Source organism: Rothia sp. HMSC069C04, assembly GCF_001812895.1.
In the GTDB taxonomy this organism is placed as follows: domain Bacteria; phylum Actinomycetota; class Actinomycetes; order Actinomycetales; family Micrococcaceae; genus Rothia.
Map to the genome: position 1 here is coordinate 43158 of NZ_KV810755.1, position 16695 is coordinate 59852.

At 59.0% G+C, this 16695-nt stretch carries 11 protein-coding genes; 9 read left to right on the forward strand and 2 right to left on the reverse strand.

The genetic code is table 11. The features are described from left to right. Positions 1-32: 32 nt before the first annotated feature. On the reverse strand, positions 33-1778 hold the full coding sequence (locus HMPREF2879_RS07090) for a glycerol-3-phosphate dehydrogenase/oxidase (protein ID WP_049356207.1): 1746 nt from the start codon (positions 1776-1778) through the stop codon (positions 33-35). 123 nt (positions 1779-1901) lie between these two features. Here HMPREF2879_RS07090 and HMPREF2879_RS07095 point away from each other — a divergent pair, with 123 nt between their 5' ends. From HMPREF2879_RS07095 to HMPREF2879_RS07105, 3 genes are all read left to right on the forward strand, one after another. Beyond that, complete coding sequence (locus HMPREF2879_RS07095) at positions 1902-2849, forward strand: sugar-binding transcriptional regulator (RefSeq protein WP_070635132.1); 948 nt, start codon at positions 1902-1904, stop codon at positions 2847-2849. 252 nt (positions 2850-3101) lie between these two features. Next, on the forward strand, positions 3102-4478 hold the full coding sequence (locus HMPREF2879_RS07100; protein WP_070635133.1) for a 6-pyruvoyl tetrahydrobiopterin synthase: 1377 nt from the start codon (positions 3102-3104) through the stop codon (positions 4476-4478). Between the two features lie 11 nt (positions 4479-4489). After that, the gene (locus HMPREF2879_RS07105; RefSeq protein ID WP_070543367.1) at positions 4490-5287 is read left to right on the forward strand and encodes a transcriptional initiation protein Tat; all 798 of its coding nucleotides are present in this window, start codon (positions 4490-4492) and stop codon (positions 5285-5287) included. Between the two features lie 193 nt (positions 5288-5480). On the opposite strand, the gene HMPREF2879_RS07110 is transcribed toward HMPREF2879_RS07105, so the two are convergent. After that, positions 5481-6407 carry a LysR family transcriptional regulator gene (locus HMPREF2879_RS07110; protein WP_070543365.1) on the reverse strand — a complete coding sequence of 309 codons (927 nt, stop codon included), beginning with the start codon at positions 6405-6407 and terminating at the stop codon, positions 5481-5483. 514 nt (positions 6408-6921) lie between these two features. Between HMPREF2879_RS07110 and HMPREF2879_RS07115 the strand changes: the two genes are divergently transcribed. The 6 genes from HMPREF2879_RS07115 (at position 6922) to HMPREF2879_RS07140 (ending at position 16604) form a co-directional block, all read left to right on the forward strand. After that, positions 6922-10413, forward strand: coding sequence for a bifunctional proline dehydrogenase/L-glutamate gamma-semialdehyde dehydrogenase (locus HMPREF2879_RS07115; RefSeq protein ID WP_070635134.1), 3492 nt, complete (start codon positions 6922-6924; stop codon positions 10411-10413). Between the two features lie 333 nt (positions 10414-10746). Further along, the gene (gene gcvH, locus HMPREF2879_RS07120) at positions 10747-11139 is read left to right on the forward strand and encodes a glycine cleavage system protein GcvH (RefSeq protein ID WP_070543359.1); all 393 of its coding nucleotides are present in this window, start codon (positions 10747-10749) and stop codon (positions 11137-11139) included. A gap of 597 nt (positions 11140-11736) precedes the next feature. Then, positions 11737-12510: a transcriptional regulator FtsR gene (locus HMPREF2879_RS07125; RefSeq protein ID WP_070635135.1), complete on the forward strand. Its 774-nt coding sequence runs from the start codon at positions 11737-11739 to the stop codon at positions 12508-12510. A 712-nt stretch (positions 12511-13222) separates the two neighbouring features. Beyond that, on the forward strand, positions 13223-13867 hold the full coding sequence (locus HMPREF2879_RS07130) for a MerR family transcriptional regulator (protein WP_049340762.1): 645 nt from the start codon (positions 13223-13225) through the stop codon (positions 13865-13867). Between the two features lie 191 nt (positions 13868-14058). Next, positions 14059-14871 (forward strand): ParA family protein, encoded by an 813-nt coding sequence (locus tag HMPREF2879_RS07135; protein ID WP_049345252.1) that lies wholly within the window; start codon positions 14059-14061, stop codon positions 14869-14871. Between the two features lie 275 nt (positions 14872-15146). Beyond that, positions 15147-16604, forward strand: coding sequence for a mycothione reductase (locus tag HMPREF2879_RS07140; RefSeq protein ID WP_070635136.1), 1458 nt, complete (start codon positions 15147-15149; stop codon positions 16602-16604). The last annotated feature ends 91 nt before the right edge of the window (positions 16605-16695 follow it).

The window sequence follows — 16695 nt, forward strand, 5'->3', positions numbered from 1 at the left end:
GTTACGAAAGGTATGTGTGGAATCTTTAAGGATTAGAGCTTCACACGAGGTGCCACGGGGGTGACAGCCTCAATCTTTGCCGATGCCTCAGCGTCGGTGGAGGTGGACTCCGCCTCGCGGATAGCCTGCACGCGTGCGGCGTAGAGGTCGCGCTCTTCCTTGACCTTCTTGTCGTCCCAGCCGAGCTCGGCACGCATGATGTCGAGGATTTCGTCTGCTGCTGCCAGGCCGCGGTCGCGCTGCTCGAGGTCGAGGCGTACGCGGCGGACCAGCACGTCCTCCAGGTGCAGGGCGCCTTCGTAGCGGACAGCGAAGACGACGTCTGCACGCAGGAACTGGGGTGCCTTAGCCAGGGGAGCACCGAGGGAGGGGTCAGCGTCGATGAGAGCGCCGAGGTCCTCAATCTGCGCGCCGTAACGCTCGAGCAAGTGGGTGATACGGTCCTCATCCCAGCCGTAACGCTCTGCGTAGCGTGCACGGTTAGCAGCGATTGCGTGGTAGCCGTCTGCACCGACCAGGCCGATGTTGGCGGTCACGGAGGGGTTCTGCTTAGCCTGCTCGCCCAGCGCGAAGTCGACAGCGTCGGCAGCCATGACACGGTAGGTGGTGAGCTTGCCGCCTGCGATTGCGCTCATGCCGGGTGCAACCTCGGTCACGGTGTGCTCGCGGGAAACCTTGGTGGATGCTGCGCCGTCCTTTACCTTGGGCTGCAGCAGCGGGCGCAGGCCGGTGTAGGTGCCGATGATGTCTTCGCGGGTCAGCGGGTTAGCGATCAGCTTGTTCGCCTGCATCAGGACGTAGTCGATGTCCTTGCTGGTTGCGACGGGGCGCTCGCGGTCCTCGGTGTAGGGGGTGTCGGTGGTACCGATGATCCAGTAACGCTGCCAGGGGATGATGAAGAGAACAGACTTTTCGGTCTTGGTGAAGATACCGCTGGTTGCGTTGATGCGGTCGCGAGGAACCACGATGTGGATACCCTTGGATGCGAGAACCTCCAGGCCTGCATCGGGGTTAGCCAGGGACTCGGACTCTTCGGTCCACACACCGGTTGCGTTGATGATGTGCTTTGCGCGTACGTTCAGGCGCTCGCCGGTCTCCAAGTCTGCCAGCTCTGCGCCGATGACGCGGCCGGATGCATCCTTGGTGAAGCCGACAACCTGGGTGCGGGATGCAGCCAGTGCGCCGTAGCCTGCAGCGGTGCGGACGACGTCGATGACGAGGCGTGCGTCGTCAACGCGTGCATCGTAGAACTGGATTGCGCCGCTGAATGCGGAGTCCTTGATGTCGGGGAAGACGGCCTTGGTGCCGGTCTTGGTGAAGTGACGCTGGGAGGGGACGCCCTTGTTGCCGCGGGAACCGAGGAATGCGAGGGTGTCGTACATGCCGATGCCGATTGCGGAGTATGCGCGCTCGATGACGGGCATCTTCAGGGGCCACAGGAAGGGCTGTGCGTGCACCAGGTGGGGTGCGATCTTGTTCAGCAGCAGGCCGCGCTCGGTCAGTGCTTCGGTCACGAGCTTGAAGTCGAGGTTGTAGAGGTAGCGCAGGCCGCCGTGAACGAGCTTGGAAGACCATGCGCTGGTGCCTGCAGCCCAGTCGCCTGCTTCGACGATACCGGTGCGCAGACCGCGGGTTGCTGCGTCGAGGGCAATGCCTGCACCGGTGATGCCGCCGCCGACGACCAAGATGTCGAGTTCTTCGTTGACCATGCTCTTGAGCGCCTTGGCGCGGGACTCGGCGGTCAGCTGAGACTGCTGTGCAATGTGCTGGGAGCTCATGTACTGCTCTTTCCTGTATTGCCGCTTGTGCGGCGTGGGGGTTTCATCTTGCATTTAGTAAAACCCAATGGTGAAATAATAACCAAGCAGTATGAACGGATTTTCACTGGGGGTCTGTGGCAGATGAACGAACGCGCTAACCATACCTATGAGGCAGCGCAGCTGTACTACATCCACAACATGACGATGGATGCTATCGCGGCTCGTCTGGGAGTCTCCCGCGCCACTGTATCGCGCCTCCTTAAAAGTGCTCGTGAAAGCGGCATGGTGCAGATCCGTCTAGATGATTCCTTCCGCGCCCGTAGCGAGCTTGAGCGCCGCATCGGTGAGCGCTATAAGGTGCGCGTTACCCTCGTGAATGTCCGTTCGGACGCCACCCCCATTGCCCGCATGAGCCAGGTATCCCGTACTGCGGCGGCTCTACTTGATTCCCTGGTTGACAATGGAACGAGCCTGGGTGTGGCGTGGGGTTCAACGATGACTGAGATTTCTCGTCATCTGCCGCGTCGTCCTCTGAAAGGCGTGACTGTCGTGCAGATGAACGGCGCCGGTAATGCGCACCATTCGGGTATTCCGTACTTGGGTTCCTTGCTGGGGCAGTTGGTGAATGCCTATGATGCGCAGACTATCCATTTTCCGGTTCCCGCGTTCTTTGACTATGCGGACACCAAGACCGCCATGTGGCGTGAGCGTAGCGTGCAGAAGAATCTGCATGCCCAGCAGAATGTTGACCTCGCTATTTTTGGCGTGGGTGCTTTTGGTGGACCTATTCCTTCTCACGTGTATTCGGGTGGCTATTTTGAGGCGCAGGAGCAGCGTCAGCTGCGTGAGCTGGGCGTTGTGGGGGATATGTGTACGATTCTTCTGCGTGAGGACGGCTCCTGGGCTGATTTGGAGCTGAATAAGCGTGCATCCGGTCCGACTCCGAAGGAGCTGGCTCGTATTCCGCGCCGTATTTGCGTTGCGTCCGGTATTCACCGTGTGCGTGCTTTGCGCGGTGCGTTGCGTACGGGTGCGATTACCGACTTGGTTCTTGATGATGCCCTGGCAAAGGCGCTCATGGAGAAATAGCTAAAAATAATCGCCGCGAGTGCGAGAGTCCGTGGCTATGGGTTAAAGGGGCACTTTGAATCTGAAAGGGTAGTGCTGAGAGCTTTCCAGGTGAAGATCTCAAGCGTCGCCTGAACAATGTTTCAAGGTGTCCTTTAGTGTCGTCAAAAACTGCTTTCTGACCCTACAATGTGAAACGTTTGCGCATGTGAAAGCGCATATTTGTGCACTCCATTGAAGGTGTGCGCCACTCACCGTTAGAAAGAACCAACCATGACCCCCACCTATAACGCCCAGGCGAATCCGCACCTGGGCGCACCCGGCATTACCACCATGCACGGTGATGCCCAGTCTTCCGACGCTACTCCTCTTGCCGGCCCCGGCGCCGGTGACTGGAAGATTACCGGCACGAAGCTCGGCGGCGCCTGCCCGACGATTCTTGCCGGACGTGACGGCTTCATTCAGGTGCTCTGCACCCAGGTCTTCGCCCACGGCGAGTTCATCACCCCGAAGCTCTCTATCCTTGACCCTCATACCGGCCGCGAGCTCTCCCACTTGGACATCCCGAAGGGCGCGCTGCTCGGTGGTGTGTATGCCTACCTTGACGCGCAGGACCGCATGGTTCTGGTGGATGGCTCTCAGTGCCTGCTGCGCCTCTCCCACTCTGCTGACGGACGCAGCATCCGAGTTGATGAGCGTATTGACCTGAGCCGCATGCTCGCCCAGAGCGCCAATGACGCTGTGGTTGGCCTGGTGCCCGACTGGTCCGGTCGCATTTGGGTTGCCACGAAGAACGGTTACATTGCGGTGATTGACTCTGCCCGCGGCACGATTCGTTCTATGCGTCTGAATAAGGCGTCGATTGCTGGTGAGCGTATCGATAACTCGATTTCGGCGTGCCCGCAGGGTGTGAGCGTGGTGACCTCCCACGCGATTTATATGCTGAACGCTACCGCAACCGGTGCCCCCGTCCTCAAATGGTGGCATGCCTATGACCGCGGTAGCGCCCGCAAGCCGGGTAAGCTCGCGTGGGGCTCCGGTGCCTCCCCGACGTTCTTTGGTCCGAACGGCTCCGATTACGTGATGCTGACCGATAACTCTGATATTCAGGAGTCGGTCATTGTGTACCGCACCAATAATGGCGCGAAGGTCGGTAGCGCCGGCCTGTTTACTGCCGGTACCTCTGGCACTGAGAACTCCATGATCGGTGTGGGTAACACGATGGTCGGTGCAAGCACCTACGGCTACCCCTACCCGAAGTACCCGGAGGGCGCCGGTCCGTCGGTGCCTGCGAACGCGCTTTTTGCTCCCGGTATGGAGCGTTGGGATATTACCGACCGCGGTCTGCGTAAGATTTGGGATCGTAAGGATGTGTACTCTTCGGCTGTTCCTCGCTATTCCGCCGCCGACGGGCTGATTTACACCTGTGAGCGTCGCCGCGGTCCGGCTGGTTTGGCGAATGGCGCCTACGCGTGGGCTGTCGCGCTGGACATGGAAACCGGTAAGACGATGCACGAGCAGCGCCTGCCTCAGCACGTGAGCCTGCTGCTTGGCGGTGGTGACACCCTGCAGATGGTGGGCACGATTGACCGTTACGGCACCTGGTGGCAGGGCACGATTAGCGGCGTGTACCGTATCGCGAAGGCTTAGGGGAGTAGAAAATGACTAAGAATAATCTGATGAACGCTTCTCGCCGTACCGCGTTGAAGGTTGCGGGCGCTTCGGCTGCCCTCGTGGCTGGCGGCGTGAGTGCTGCGGAGGCGGCAACTCGTTCGGGCGGTAAGCGCGCTCGCGTGAGCCCGGTGACCCAGCGTCCTGGTGGACAGCGTGGCGGGCAGCGCGGCGGCGGTGGACAGCACGGTGGCGCGGCGAGTTCTGCGCTGATGCAGGTGCCGATGCGCTATAACGAGTCGTGCATCCGCCTGGAGTTGAAGGCAACGTCTGGTGTGCAGGCTGTGTCTATGCAGAGTCAGCCGGCGCGTACTGTTGCTTTCCGGAATTTGCCGACTCGCCTGAGCATTATTAACGAGGGTAATTCGACGCTGCCGGTGGGTACTCGCCTGATGGTGCGCGCTCGCGCGCAGGATCCGAAGACCGGTTTGTTGTTGAATCCCGCGGTGACTCTTCGTGTTACCTCGGGTCAGGCGGTGTTGCCTTCGGGTATCCTGGGCGCTTCGGCTTTGGTGGCTCCTGTGGATGCTCTGAATCTTGATGCGGTGCGCCGTAGCGAGCAGACCGGTCAGGCTGGTGCCGGTAGCGAGAATGTTCTGGAGTTGCGTACCGCTATTCCTCGCGGTCATCGCCTGGATGTTCAGCTGAATTATCAGGTGGCTTCGGGTGTTGCCGGTTCTGCGTTGAAGCAGGTTCATGTGAGCGCTGTGCTGGATATGACGGCAGCCGGTTTGTCCTCTTCGTTCTACGAGGTGCAGAGCCCGGCTGTGGTGGCTTCGCTGAACTAGCAGTTAAGCTGGCTCCTATGGCTCCTACGAAGGAGGGGCACGGCGGGGGAGTAGCTCCGCTGTTGTGTGCTTTTATACCTCTATATATAGGCGCCTGTTCAAAAAGGCATGGTGAAAGGTCGGGGTCGTTCGTGGGAACGGCCCCGACCTTTGTGTCGTCTAGCGCGCCGGCATGGGTGGCGGCTGATTTTTCCTATACGGTTTCGGTCTTTTCGTGTTCGCCGAATGCTACCTTGACCGCGTGGTGCAGTGCTTCGCGCACCATGGCGATGGCGGGGTTGGCGGCGGACTCTCGGCGTACGGCGGTAAAGATTTTGCGGCAGGGCTTGCCGGGTAGCTCTACGATGCGTAGCCCCTCGGTGGTGGAGAGGGAGGAGAGGATGAATCCGGGCACGATGGTGACGGCGAATCCTGCTTTGACGAGGTTGGAGTTCGTAATCATGTCATTGGCGCTGTAGCGGATGACCGGCTCGAATCCTGCGGTGCGGCACTGGTTGAGCGCCCAGCTGCGGGAGGTGTTCTGTTCCATTTCGAGAACCCAGGGCAGTGCGTGCGCTTCCTCGATTGAGGTGATGGTGGAGGTACTGGGCACGATGAGACTGAGTGGGTCTTCGGTGAGCAGTTCGGAGTGTAGTTCGGGGTATTCGGGGATGTGGTGGTGCGGGTAAGCTTCGGAGAGCACCATGTCGTATTCGCGGCTTCGGGTTAGGGAGGTGCCGGTTTCGGGGTCGATTTGCAACACCTGCAGGGTGAGTGCGGGTGCGTGTTCGGCAAGGTAGCTGAGGGTTTCCGGTAGCAGTGCGAAGGCGGCGGACTGGAAGATGGCGAGGCGTACCATGCCAGCCGGTTCGCCGGTGAGGTTGGCGACGGAGGTTTGCATGCGGTCGAGTTCGCGCAGGATGCTGCGGGCGCTGTCGACGATGATGAGTCCGGCGCTGGTGAGCTGTACGCGCCTGCCGATGCGCTGCAGCAGCGGGGTGCCGGTTTCTTTTTCGAGGGTGGCGATTTGCTGGGAGACGGCGGAGGGGGTGAGGCTGAGTGCTTCGGCTGCGGCGATGACGGTGCCGCGTTCTTGGATTTCGAGGAGCATTTGCATGCGTCGGATATCGTAGATTGACACGTTTTTCCTCCCTGGTGCGCCCGGTTGTTCGGGTGGGTTGTGCTCCCGAACTCTTCCGTGGCGCGTCTCTCATCGTGGACTCTTGTCTATGGTACCGCGCGGGCTTTCGGCCGGCTCTTTTTGAGACGTCTGAAGTGGGGTGCCGACATGTTGGCTTGTGTAGCGAGTATTTTCGCGCTGAATGTGATGATTCTTGGGGTTGAAGATGCTTTTGGGACTGGTTTTGAGGTGTTCGTCTGTTACGAAGTGGGTTCGATATTTGCGCTCTGAAAGTGCTAGCCTGAGAGGGATGGATAGCGATGTCGCTACAAACTTCACCTCGTCTCTTCGAGCAGGAGGTTCGTAAGGGGCGCGGGGTGAAAACCTCACCGCACAATCATTAAGAAAATCTAAATGAATTTTGGAAAAAACATTCAGTTTTTCTAATGAGGTATTTATTACCCTTTTGTGGTGAAATAGAGACATCGCCAAACGTGGTGTGTACCGCACACAGTAAGATAGTTAGGAGTCAAGGATGACCCATCCTTTCGCATCTGAGCACTACCAGAAGATGGCTCTGGAAGCTCGTCAGCTTGTTCGTCAGTGGGTAAACGAGTCCCAGTCGATCAAGCCCACCTTCGCAGCTGAGCAGCTCGCCGGTGTTCTGAAGGACCCCAATGGTCTTCCCTTCACCGTCGGCTTTGTTGATGGCGTTATTCGCCCCGAAGACGACAACGTCTCCGGTCGCAACCTCTCCCGCATTTCCGGTCTGGCACCTTCCTTCCTGCCCTGGTACATGAAGTCCGCTGTTGGCTTCGGCGGCAAGCTGGCTGGCAAGGTTGCATGGCCCACCGTTCCCGTTGCACGTCGCGTGCTGCGCGAGATGGTCGGTCACCTGATTGTTGACGCTTCTGAGGAGAAGCTGGGCGACGCTATCGCAGAGCTGACCAAGACCGGTAACCGCCTGAACGTTAACCTGCTCGGTGAAGCAGTTCTGGGTGACAAGGAAGCAGAGCACCGCCTGGCTGAGACCAAGCGCCTGCTGGCACGTGACGACGTTGACTACGTCTCCATCAAGGTGTCCGCAGTTTCCGGCCCCCACCAGCACTGGGCATTCGACGAGGTTGTTGAGACTGCTGTTCGCCGCCTGACCCCGCTGTACGAGCTGGCTGCTTCTTCCTCCCCCAAGAAGTTCATCAACCTGGACATGGAGGAGTACAAGGACCTGGACCTCACCATTGAGGTATTCACCAAGATCCTGGACCAGCCCCAGCTGAAGGACCTGGAAGCAGGCATCGTGCTCCAGGCATACCTGCCCGACACCCTGGCTGCAATGCAGCACCTGCAGGAGTGGGCTGCAAAGCGCGTTGCTGCTGGCGGCGCAGGCGTCAAGGTCCGTCTGGTTAAGGGTGCAAACCTCTCCATGGAAATCGTGGAAGCTGTTATGCACGGCTGGCCGCTGACCACCTGGGACACCAAGCAGGCTGCTGACACCAACTACAAGCGCGTTCTGGACTACGCACTGCGCCCCGAGCACGTGAAGAACGTTCGCCTCGGTATTGCAGGTCACAACCTCTTCGACGTTGCTTTCGCACTGCTGCTGTCCGAGGACCGCGGCGTGAAGGACCGCGTCGAGTTCGAGATGCTGATTGGTATGGCTGAGCAGCAGGCAGAGATCATCCGCCGTCGCGTTGGCCACCTGCTGCTGTACGTGCCCGTCGTGAACCCCAAGGAATTCGACGTTGCTATCGCATACCTGATCCGTCGTCTCGAGGAGAACGCTTCCTCCGAGAACTTCATGTCCGGTATCTTCGACCTGGCAACCGACGAGTCCATCTTCAAGCGCGAAGAGGACCGCTTCATGCGTGCGCTGAACTCCGTCACCGACGAGGTTCCCGCATCCAAGCGCACCCAGAACCGTCTGACCGAGAACGAGGACAACGTCTTCGTACCGGCAGGCCGCTTCGAGAACACCCCCGACACCGACCCTGCACTCTCCGGTAACCGCGAGTGGGGTCGCGCAATCCTCGAGCGTTCCAAGACCACCAAGCTGGGCATCGACACCCTCAAGGCTAACGAGCTGACCAGCGAGGCTGAGGCTGAGAAGCTGATCAAGGAAGCCGAAGAAGCTGGCAAGGCATGGGGTAAGCTCTCCGGCCACGAGCGTGCAGAGATTCTGCGCAAGGTCGGTAAGGCTATTGCACTGCGCCGCGGTGACCTGCTGGAGGTTATGGCAGCTGAGGCTGGCAAGACCCTGGAGCAGGGCGACACCGAGGTCTCCGAGGCAATCGACTTCGCATACTACTACGCAATGCTGGCTGAGGACCTCGAGAAGATTGACGGCGCAAAGCACAAGTCCGTGGATGTGACCCTGGTTGTTCCCCCGTGGAACTTCCCGACCGCTATCCCCGCCGGTGGTGTTCTGGCAGGTCTGGCTGCAGGTTCTGCTGTCATCTTCAAGCCCGCAACCATCACCGCTCGCACCGGTGCCCTGATTGCAGAGATCATGTGGGATGCAGGCGTTCCCAAGGAAGTTCTGAAGCTCGTCAAGGTTGTTGACCGTGCTGCAGGCAAGCTGCTCATCTCGCACCCCGAGGTTGACCGCCTGATCCTGACCGGTGGCTACGAGACCGCTGAGCTCTTCCGCTCCTGGCGTGATGACTTGCCCCTGTTCGGTGAGACCTCGGGTAAGAACTCGATTATCGTCACCCCGAACGCTGACATCGACCTTGCCGTCAAGGACGTCGTCTACTCGGCATTCGGCCACGCAGGTCAGAAGTGCTCCGCTGGTTCGACCGTTATCCTGGTTGGCTCCGTGGCACAGTCCGAGCGTTTCCGCCGCCAGCTGATTGACTCCGTCAGCTCCCTGCACGTGGCACACCCGCAGGACATTGAGTCTGAGATGGGTCCCGTTGTTCAGAAGCCGGAAGAGAAGCTGCTGCGCGGTCTGACCACCCTCGGCCCGGGCGAGCGCTGGCTCATCCAGCCGAAGGAACTGGACGAGACTGGCCGCCTGTGGAGCCCCGGTGTTCGTGAAGGCGTCAAGCCCGGTTCCGAGTACCACATGACTGAGTACTTCGGCCCCATCCTGGGTATCATGACCGCTGACACCCTGGAAGAAGCAATCGAGCTGCAGAACGCACCCGATTACGGCCTGACCGCAGGTCTGCACTCGCTGGATGCTGATGAGCTCGAGCTGTGGCTCTCCAAGGTTCAGGCAGGTAACCTGTACGTCAACCGTGCAATTACCGGTGCAATCGTTCAGCGTCAGCCCTTCGGTGGTTGGAAGAAGTCCACCGTGGGTTCCGGTACCAAGGCTGGTGGCCCCAGCTACCTGATCGCTCTGTCCGATTGGGAGCCCGCACAGGCAACCGCAACCGCTGTCACCCAGTCCGTGACCGTCCGCGAGACCCTGGCTACCATCGAGAACTCCGAACTGGGCAAGCGCGAGGACTTCGCATTCATCAAGCGCGGTGTCTCCTCTGACGCACACGCTTGGGACACCGAGTTCGGCTTCGGTCACGATCCCTCGAAGCTGGGCGTGGAGCGCAACATCCTGCGCTACGTACCCACCCAGGTTCTGGTTCGTGCTGACGAGTCCGCATCCGCAGCAGAGACCCTGCGTGTTGTGCTCGCCGGTCTGGCAGCTAACGCACCGGTCGCTCTGTCCATCGGTAAGGACCTGCCGGTCGACGTCCGTGGCGTCCTCGAGAACAAGGGCATCAAGTACGAAGTCAAGTCGGACGCTCAGTTCCGCGAGTACCTGGCTTCGAACGCTAAGACCCCGGTTCGCGCACTGGCTGGTACTCCGCTGGAAGGCACCCGTATCCGCTACATCGGTAACGACGTGAAGTCCATCTACTCGGCACTGGGTGGTCGCCCGGATGTTGCAGTGTACTTCGCACCGGTCACCGAGGCTGGCCGTATCGAGATGCTGCCCTTCCTCCGCGAGCAGGCTGTTTCGATTACCGCACACCGTTTCGGTAACCCGAACCGCTTCTCCGAGCGCGTCATTTCTTCCCGCTAAGGCGCTGTGAGAGTTTAGCTCTCTAGCCTAGGCTCAGGGCCCTGCACCTTCATGGTGTGGGGCCCTGAGCCTTTTGGTGTGTCTTGATGGCTGTCTGCTGGAGGTGAGTAATAGGGGTGCTTCTAGGGCCTTGGGAAGGGGTGATTGTTGAGCGGCTAGATAGGATAAGGAAAATATAGTGTCTTAGAAGTGGTACGGGGGTGTTTGGACGTGCCCCGCGTTACTTCTTATGTGATAATTGGTGTAGGACGTTCCGTCATCCCACATACGGAACGACACCGTGCGCGGGACGGTCCGCGCTACGCAAGAACACACTGAAAGGACACCGCTGCTATGAGCAACGTTCCCGCAGAACTCTCGTACACTTCTGAGCACGAGTGGGTTTCCGCTCTCACCGCTGAGGGCACCGTCCGTGTTGGTATTACCGACCACGCTCAGGATGCACTGGGTGACGTCGTCTACATCGACCTTCCCTCTGTCGGCGACTCTGTAGCTGCTGAGGATAGCTTCGGTGAGATTGAGTCCACCAAGTCTGTCTCTGATCTTTTCGCTCCTATCGCGGGCGAGATTGTCGCAGTGAACGAGGGTCTGGAAGATGATCCCGCGCTGGTTAACTCTGACCCCTACGGCGAGGGCTGGATTGTTGAGATTCGCCCCGAGAACGCTGATGACCTGGCAAACCTGCTGGATGCAGAAGCATACAAGGCCGAGCTGGACAAGCTCTAAGTCGATAGACTTCTAAGACCTTCTATAGGCCTCAGATAAGAGGTACGTAGTGGTGAGACGGCGAGACCGATTGGTCTCGCCGTTTTTCTTTTAAAATGCACACAAACGCAAATAGTGGGGCGCATTTAAGGTTCTTCTTGAGGGTGTCTAAACCTGTTGAAGAGGCTTGAAAGATGGCTAAACCCCAAGTGGGAGCCTCTTTCAAGTTAAATGTGATGAAAACTTCAACTATCGCGAGAAGATAAAATTTTCCTTGTAAAGCAGTCCAATGTGGGAAAAGTATGTTCACAATAGTGGAATTTTGTTAAAATTGGTACTGCCACTGCTGGAAAGTGTCTGAATGTGTGGTTATTTTTGGGTTCAAAACGCCCCTGAAAAGGGTGAACTGAATAGCAAAATGCCTTGTGAGGCTATAAGATTGTCTGGAAGGTTTGCGGTTTATCATTTCGTGATAAACAACTAAACTTATCTATCACACTCTCAACACTAAGCAAAGATGTTCGGTACGCTGCGATAACCCCTCGCCAGGGGAACGAGCCACTCACTCAAATTTCGGCTCGTATCGACATCGTCTGAACAAGTACCCGAAAGACATAGATGACCTCACGCATCGATGAGAACCTCACTAACGCTGAGGTTCAACTAGAGGACGTGGAGAACGGCGGCTCTGACCGTAACCCGCGTGACGTTAAGAGCCGGACCATTGGTCAGGTTCTTAGCCAGCTTGACCTGGAGTTCCCCGGAATTAGTGCATCCAAGATCCGCTTCCTGGAGGAGCGCGGTCTCGTGCACCCCAGCCGTACCGAAACCGGTTACCGCAAGTACTCCCAGACGGATATTGAGCGCCTGCGCTACATCCTCACCATGCAGCGCGACCACTACATGCCGCTCAAGGTAATCCGTCAGCACCTGGAGGACATGGAAGCCGGTCGCGTACTGAACTCCATGCCCACCACCGTAAGTGAAGACGTCCTGGATACCGTCCTCGGACCGGACGAGCAGGAAGGCCGAACCTACAGCCTCCGCGAGCTGGCAGAATACGCTAACACCACTCCCGAACTGATTCGCGAGCTGATTGACTTTGGACTGCTCGAAGACGGTTCGGATGTGGAGTACACCGATTACGATGTGCTGATTGCCCGCGTTAGTGCAGAACTGACCCAGCACGGCATTCAGCCTCGTCACCTGCGCGCATTCAAGTCAGCGGCAGACCGCGAAATTTCCCTCGTGGAAATTGCGGTGGCTCCGCTGGCATCACGCCGCGACGCAGCCTCTCAGGCTCAGGCGCAGGAACGAGCCGACAAGATCCGCAAGTTGTGCTTGCAGCTGCACGCAACTCTGGTCGAATCGGCGATGCCTACCTACGAGTAGGCGCACGAAGACGCAGACTACCGGACAGTCTGCTGCTCGTAAACCCTCAGCGGTTCTACCACACCCCAAACGGGGATTTCCCTCGGGAAACACCACTGACCATGGTGATTCCCTCTATAGTCCCTACCCCTTACCAACGGGTAGCGGCCTCTAGACTTGGACGAAGCCGACGCTGGCACGCTCGGAATTTCTACCCCTTCGTCCAACACGAAGAGCTTTCTCACCAGGGGGCTCCCGGCCTGCCAAGGCTGTTCACTCAACTCAGCTGTAAATGCGTACGGACTGCTCCGTACGCATTTACTTTTTAAACTCCCCTGTGGGATGGATACCCAGAAAAAGCGAGGAGAATAGCGGGGGAGGAGCACCCCCACAGGGCGTTAAAGAGGTACGAATGAATCTGAAAAGATCATTCGCTTCGGTGGGTTCAATTTTAAGTAGAGCCCTCTATCAGTTAAAATAGATTGAACAACCGCGCCTATCGCGCATCGGTCGCACTATCGAATCGTGTTCTACGAACCGAATAGTCGAGCCAATGTGTAGTATTGAAAACCGCGCCGGAACCCAGTAGAGGAGCCACGCGAATCATAGACGCAGATTCTAGACCTCAACCCTAGAATCTCACCCCGAGAATCGGGTCTACACCGGAACGACATCGACCGCATTGATGGGGCGCGGTGAAGCACTTAAAAGGGTTTAACGAAAAGGAGGGACCGTGCTAGAGCAGCAGGTAGCCGAAAATGCAGGCGAGGTCGCAACCACGCACGCACCCCAGGGCTTTGATCAGCCCCTGGATGGCTTCGACACCCTCTTCCCTGTAGCGCCGCCTCCGCGCGGTGAACAGGGCGTGCTCTTCACCGACCCTGTCTCTGTCGTCGAGGAAAACCTCGGCTACCGCGGCGCCGTCGCCTGCAAGGCAGCCGGCATCACCTACCGCCAGCTCGACTACTGGGCACGCACCGATTTGGTCGTACCCACCGTGCGAGGCGCATCCGGCTCCGGCACCCAGCGCCTCTACAGCTTCCGCGACGTGCTCGTGCTCAAGATTGTGAAGCGATTGCTCGACACCGGCGTGTCCCTGCAACAGATTCGCACCTCCATCGAGCATCTGCGTACCCGCGGCATTGACGACCTCGCGAACATTACCCTGATGAGTGACGGCACCACCGTCTATGAATGCACCTCCCCGAGCGAGGTCATTGACCTGGTTCAGGCAGGTCAGGGTGTCTTCGGTATCGCGATTGGCCGCGTCTGGCGCGAAATCGAAATGAACCTCAACGGTCAGCCCGGCGAAGAAATGCACGAAAACTTCGAAGGCGACGAACTTGCCGCCCGCCGTGCCCGCCGCGCACAGGCATAAAACACAAAACGTGAATCAGCCCGCGCTCACTACCTATCGGGTAGCGAGCGCGGGCAGAACCTTTAAGCCTGAGAGAATATTCATTGCTCACTTGAGAAAAAACTCAAGATACACCCCTGTCAGACCCGGAAGAAAAGCGAAGATTCGCTAAAATAAAGGGGCATTACACCTCACTCATAAAAGGGACCTGCATGCCCCGCATCGTCAGTATCAGCAGCCTCAAAGGTGGCGTCGGCAAAACGTCCATCACTTTGGGGCTCGCGTCCGCAGCTTTACACAGCGGACTCTCCACACTCGTTATTGACCTCGACCCCCACGGCGACGCCAGCACCGGTCTGGCGGTGGATGAAACCATCCCCGACGTTGCCTCCCTGATCGCCAGCTCCAATGAGCGCGCCTTCGCGGAGGAAGCCGGTAGCTCCTCCTGGAACGCGCTCGTCGGCAAACCCACCCTGCTGACCAATAACCCCGTGACCACCGGTAGCGTGAAGGTGGCGCGCGGTTCGGCTCGTTCCACCCTCGTGGACCGGCAGGAAGCGGCACCGTTCATCCGCCGATTCAAGCGCATGGTGGAGGCGGCAGCGGACGCCTACGACGTCATCCTGATTGACTGCCCGCCGTTCCTCGGAACCCTGTCTTCGATGGGCTGGGCGGTTAGCGAGCGCATCCTTTCGGTCGCAGAGCCTTCCCTTTTCTCCGTGGCGGGCACCGAACGAACCCTGCGCGCCATCGTGCGCTTTCAACAGGAAAGCGGCATCAGCATTGACGGTGCGGGAGTAGTTATCAACAAGATGCGCCCCAACGACAGCGAACACCGCTACCGACGCGACGAAATGCGCTCCCTTTTCGGCGATCTTGTCGCAGAGCCGGTGCTCGCTGAAAGCCCCGTGCTGCAACGCGCCCAGGGTGCGGCGTACCCGATTCATTTTTGGCCCGACGAAGAATCGGTTGATCCCGCCATTGACTTCACCCGTCTGCTGGCTGGGCTTATGGCAGACATCTAATCGCTGACCTCTTAGCGCAGACATATACGCGTCACTAATCCGCGGGCTCGAATAGTTCTCAACGCTTGAGTGCGTCTTCTCAAAGAACCGCTGTGTTCTCAGCGCTGTGGTTCTTTGGGACGGCGCACCTTTCGCATATCCGTCAACATTGACACCAGATAGTGGGAATAGCCGGTAGCCTCCACGCGTTATAGTGGCAGTAACAGAAATAACCCCGCTATCGAGGGGCACGCTGGGAACGAGCCCAGCCTCAACACCAACAACGAGAGGACCACATGAGCATCGAGAACGTAGAACGCATTGACGGCGTAGCACAGTACGACCTCATCGTCATCGGCTCCGGATCCGGCAACACCCTCATCGGCCCCGAATGGGACGACAAGAAGGTCGCCCTCATCGACGGCGGTATCTTCGGCGGCACCTGCCTGAACGTTGGCTGCATCCCCACCAAAATGTACGTCTACCCGGCGACCATCGCGCAGAAGACCCGCGAGGTCAAGCACCTGGGCGTCGACGCACACGTAGACGCCGTGCACTGGGCGCAGATTCGTGACCGTATCTTTGCCTCCCGCATTGACCAGATTGTTGAAGGCGGCCGCAACTGGCGTGCCGGTCTGCCCAACGTCGACTTCTACGACCAGTACGCGCGCTTCGTCGGCTCCCACACCGTCGAGCTGACCGACGGCACCCGCCTGCAGGGCCGCCAGATTGTTGTTGCGGCAGGTTCACGCGCCGTGCTGCCTCCCGTACCCGGTATCGACTCCTCCAAGGTCTACACCAATGACAACGTCATGCGCATGGACGAGCTGCCCGCCCGTATGGTCGTCATCGGCGGCGGCGTGATTGCGGCAGAGTTCTCCCACGTCTTCTCCGCATTCGGCACCGATGTAACCCAGCTGAACCGTTCCTCCCGCCTGCTGCGCGGCGTGGATGAAGAGGTCGTGGCACGCTTCGAAGAAGCCGCAAGCAAGCAGTGGAACATCGTCAAGGATGCGTCCCTCTCCGAAATCCGTGAGAACGCCGACGGCAGTGTGACCGTCGTAGCTAAGCACACTACCGAGAACGGTGAAGAACTGCTCGAAATCCCGGCAGACGCTGTGCTCGTGGCAACCGGTCGTCGCCCCAACACCGACACCCTCAACGCGAAGAACTACTTCGACGTGCAGGACGGCGGCCAGCTCAGCGTCGATAAGTACCAGCGCGTGCTCTACAACGGCGCGCCCGTACCCGGCGTCTACGCCCTCGGCGACGTGTCCAGCCGCTACCAGCTCAAGCACGTGGCAAACCACGAGGCACGCGTTGTGCAGCACAACCTCAGCCACCCCGAGGACCTGCGTGCCAGCGACCACCGCTACGTACCGGCTGCCGTCTTCAGCAACCCGCAGATTGCTGTGGTCGGCATGACCGAAGAGCAGGCGCGCCAGGCGGCTGAACGTGAAGGCTTTGAGATTACCGTCAAGGCACAGAACTTTGGCGACACCGCCTACGGCTGGGCAATGGAAGACAAGATTGGCCTGTGCAAGCTCATTGCCCGTAAGGACAACGGTGAGCTGCTCGGTGCACACCTGGTCGGTGAAGAGTCCTCCGTGCTCATCCAGCCGCTCCTGCAGGCAATGAGCTTCGGCATGGATGCGCGCACCCTCGCACGCGGCCAGTACTGGATTCACCCGGCACTGACCGAAATCGTTGAGAACGCGCTGCTCGGTCTGGAATTCAACGAGCCCGCCAACTAACGCCGGCTAGATAACGCCCGGAAGCCGAATGCTATGGGCGGTCAACATACACGAGCCAATATACGAGAGGAGGGGGTCGTACCACAGCGGT

Coding starts and splice junctions, on each gene's coding strand:
- HMPREF2879_RS07100 (WP_070635133.1), top strand. CDS start 3,102: ATGACCCCCACCTATAACGCCCAGGCGAATCCGCACCTGGGCGCACCC.
- HMPREF2879_RS07115 (WP_070635134.1), top strand. CDS start 6,922: ATGACCCATCCTTTCGCATCTGAGCACTACCAGAAGATGGCTCTGGAA.
- HMPREF2879_RS07125 (WP_070635135.1), top strand. CDS start 11,737: ATGACCTCACGCATCGATGAGAACCTCACTAACGCTGAGGTTCAACTA.
- HMPREF2879_RS07090 (WP_049356207.1), bottom strand. CDS start 1,778: ATGAGCTCCCAGCACATTGCACAGCAGTCTCAGCTGACCGCCGAGTCC.
- HMPREF2879_RS07135 (WP_049345252.1), top strand. CDS start 14,059: ATGCCCCGCATCGTCAGTATCAGCAGCCTCAAAGGTGGCGTCGGCAAA.
- HMPREF2879_RS07095 (WP_070635132.1), top strand. CDS start 1,902: ATGAACGAACGCGCTAACCATACCTATGAGGCAGCGCAGCTGTACTAC.
- HMPREF2879_RS07140 (WP_070635136.1), top strand. CDS start 15,147: ATGAGCATCGAGAACGTAGAACGCATTGACGGCGTAGCACAGTACGAC.
- gcvH (WP_070543359.1), top strand. CDS start 10,747: ATGAGCAACGTTCCCGCAGAACTCTCGTACACTTCTGAGCACGAGTGG.
- HMPREF2879_RS07105 (WP_070543367.1), top strand. CDS start 4,490: ATGACTAAGAATAATCTGATGAACGCTTCTCGCCGTACCGCGTTGAAG.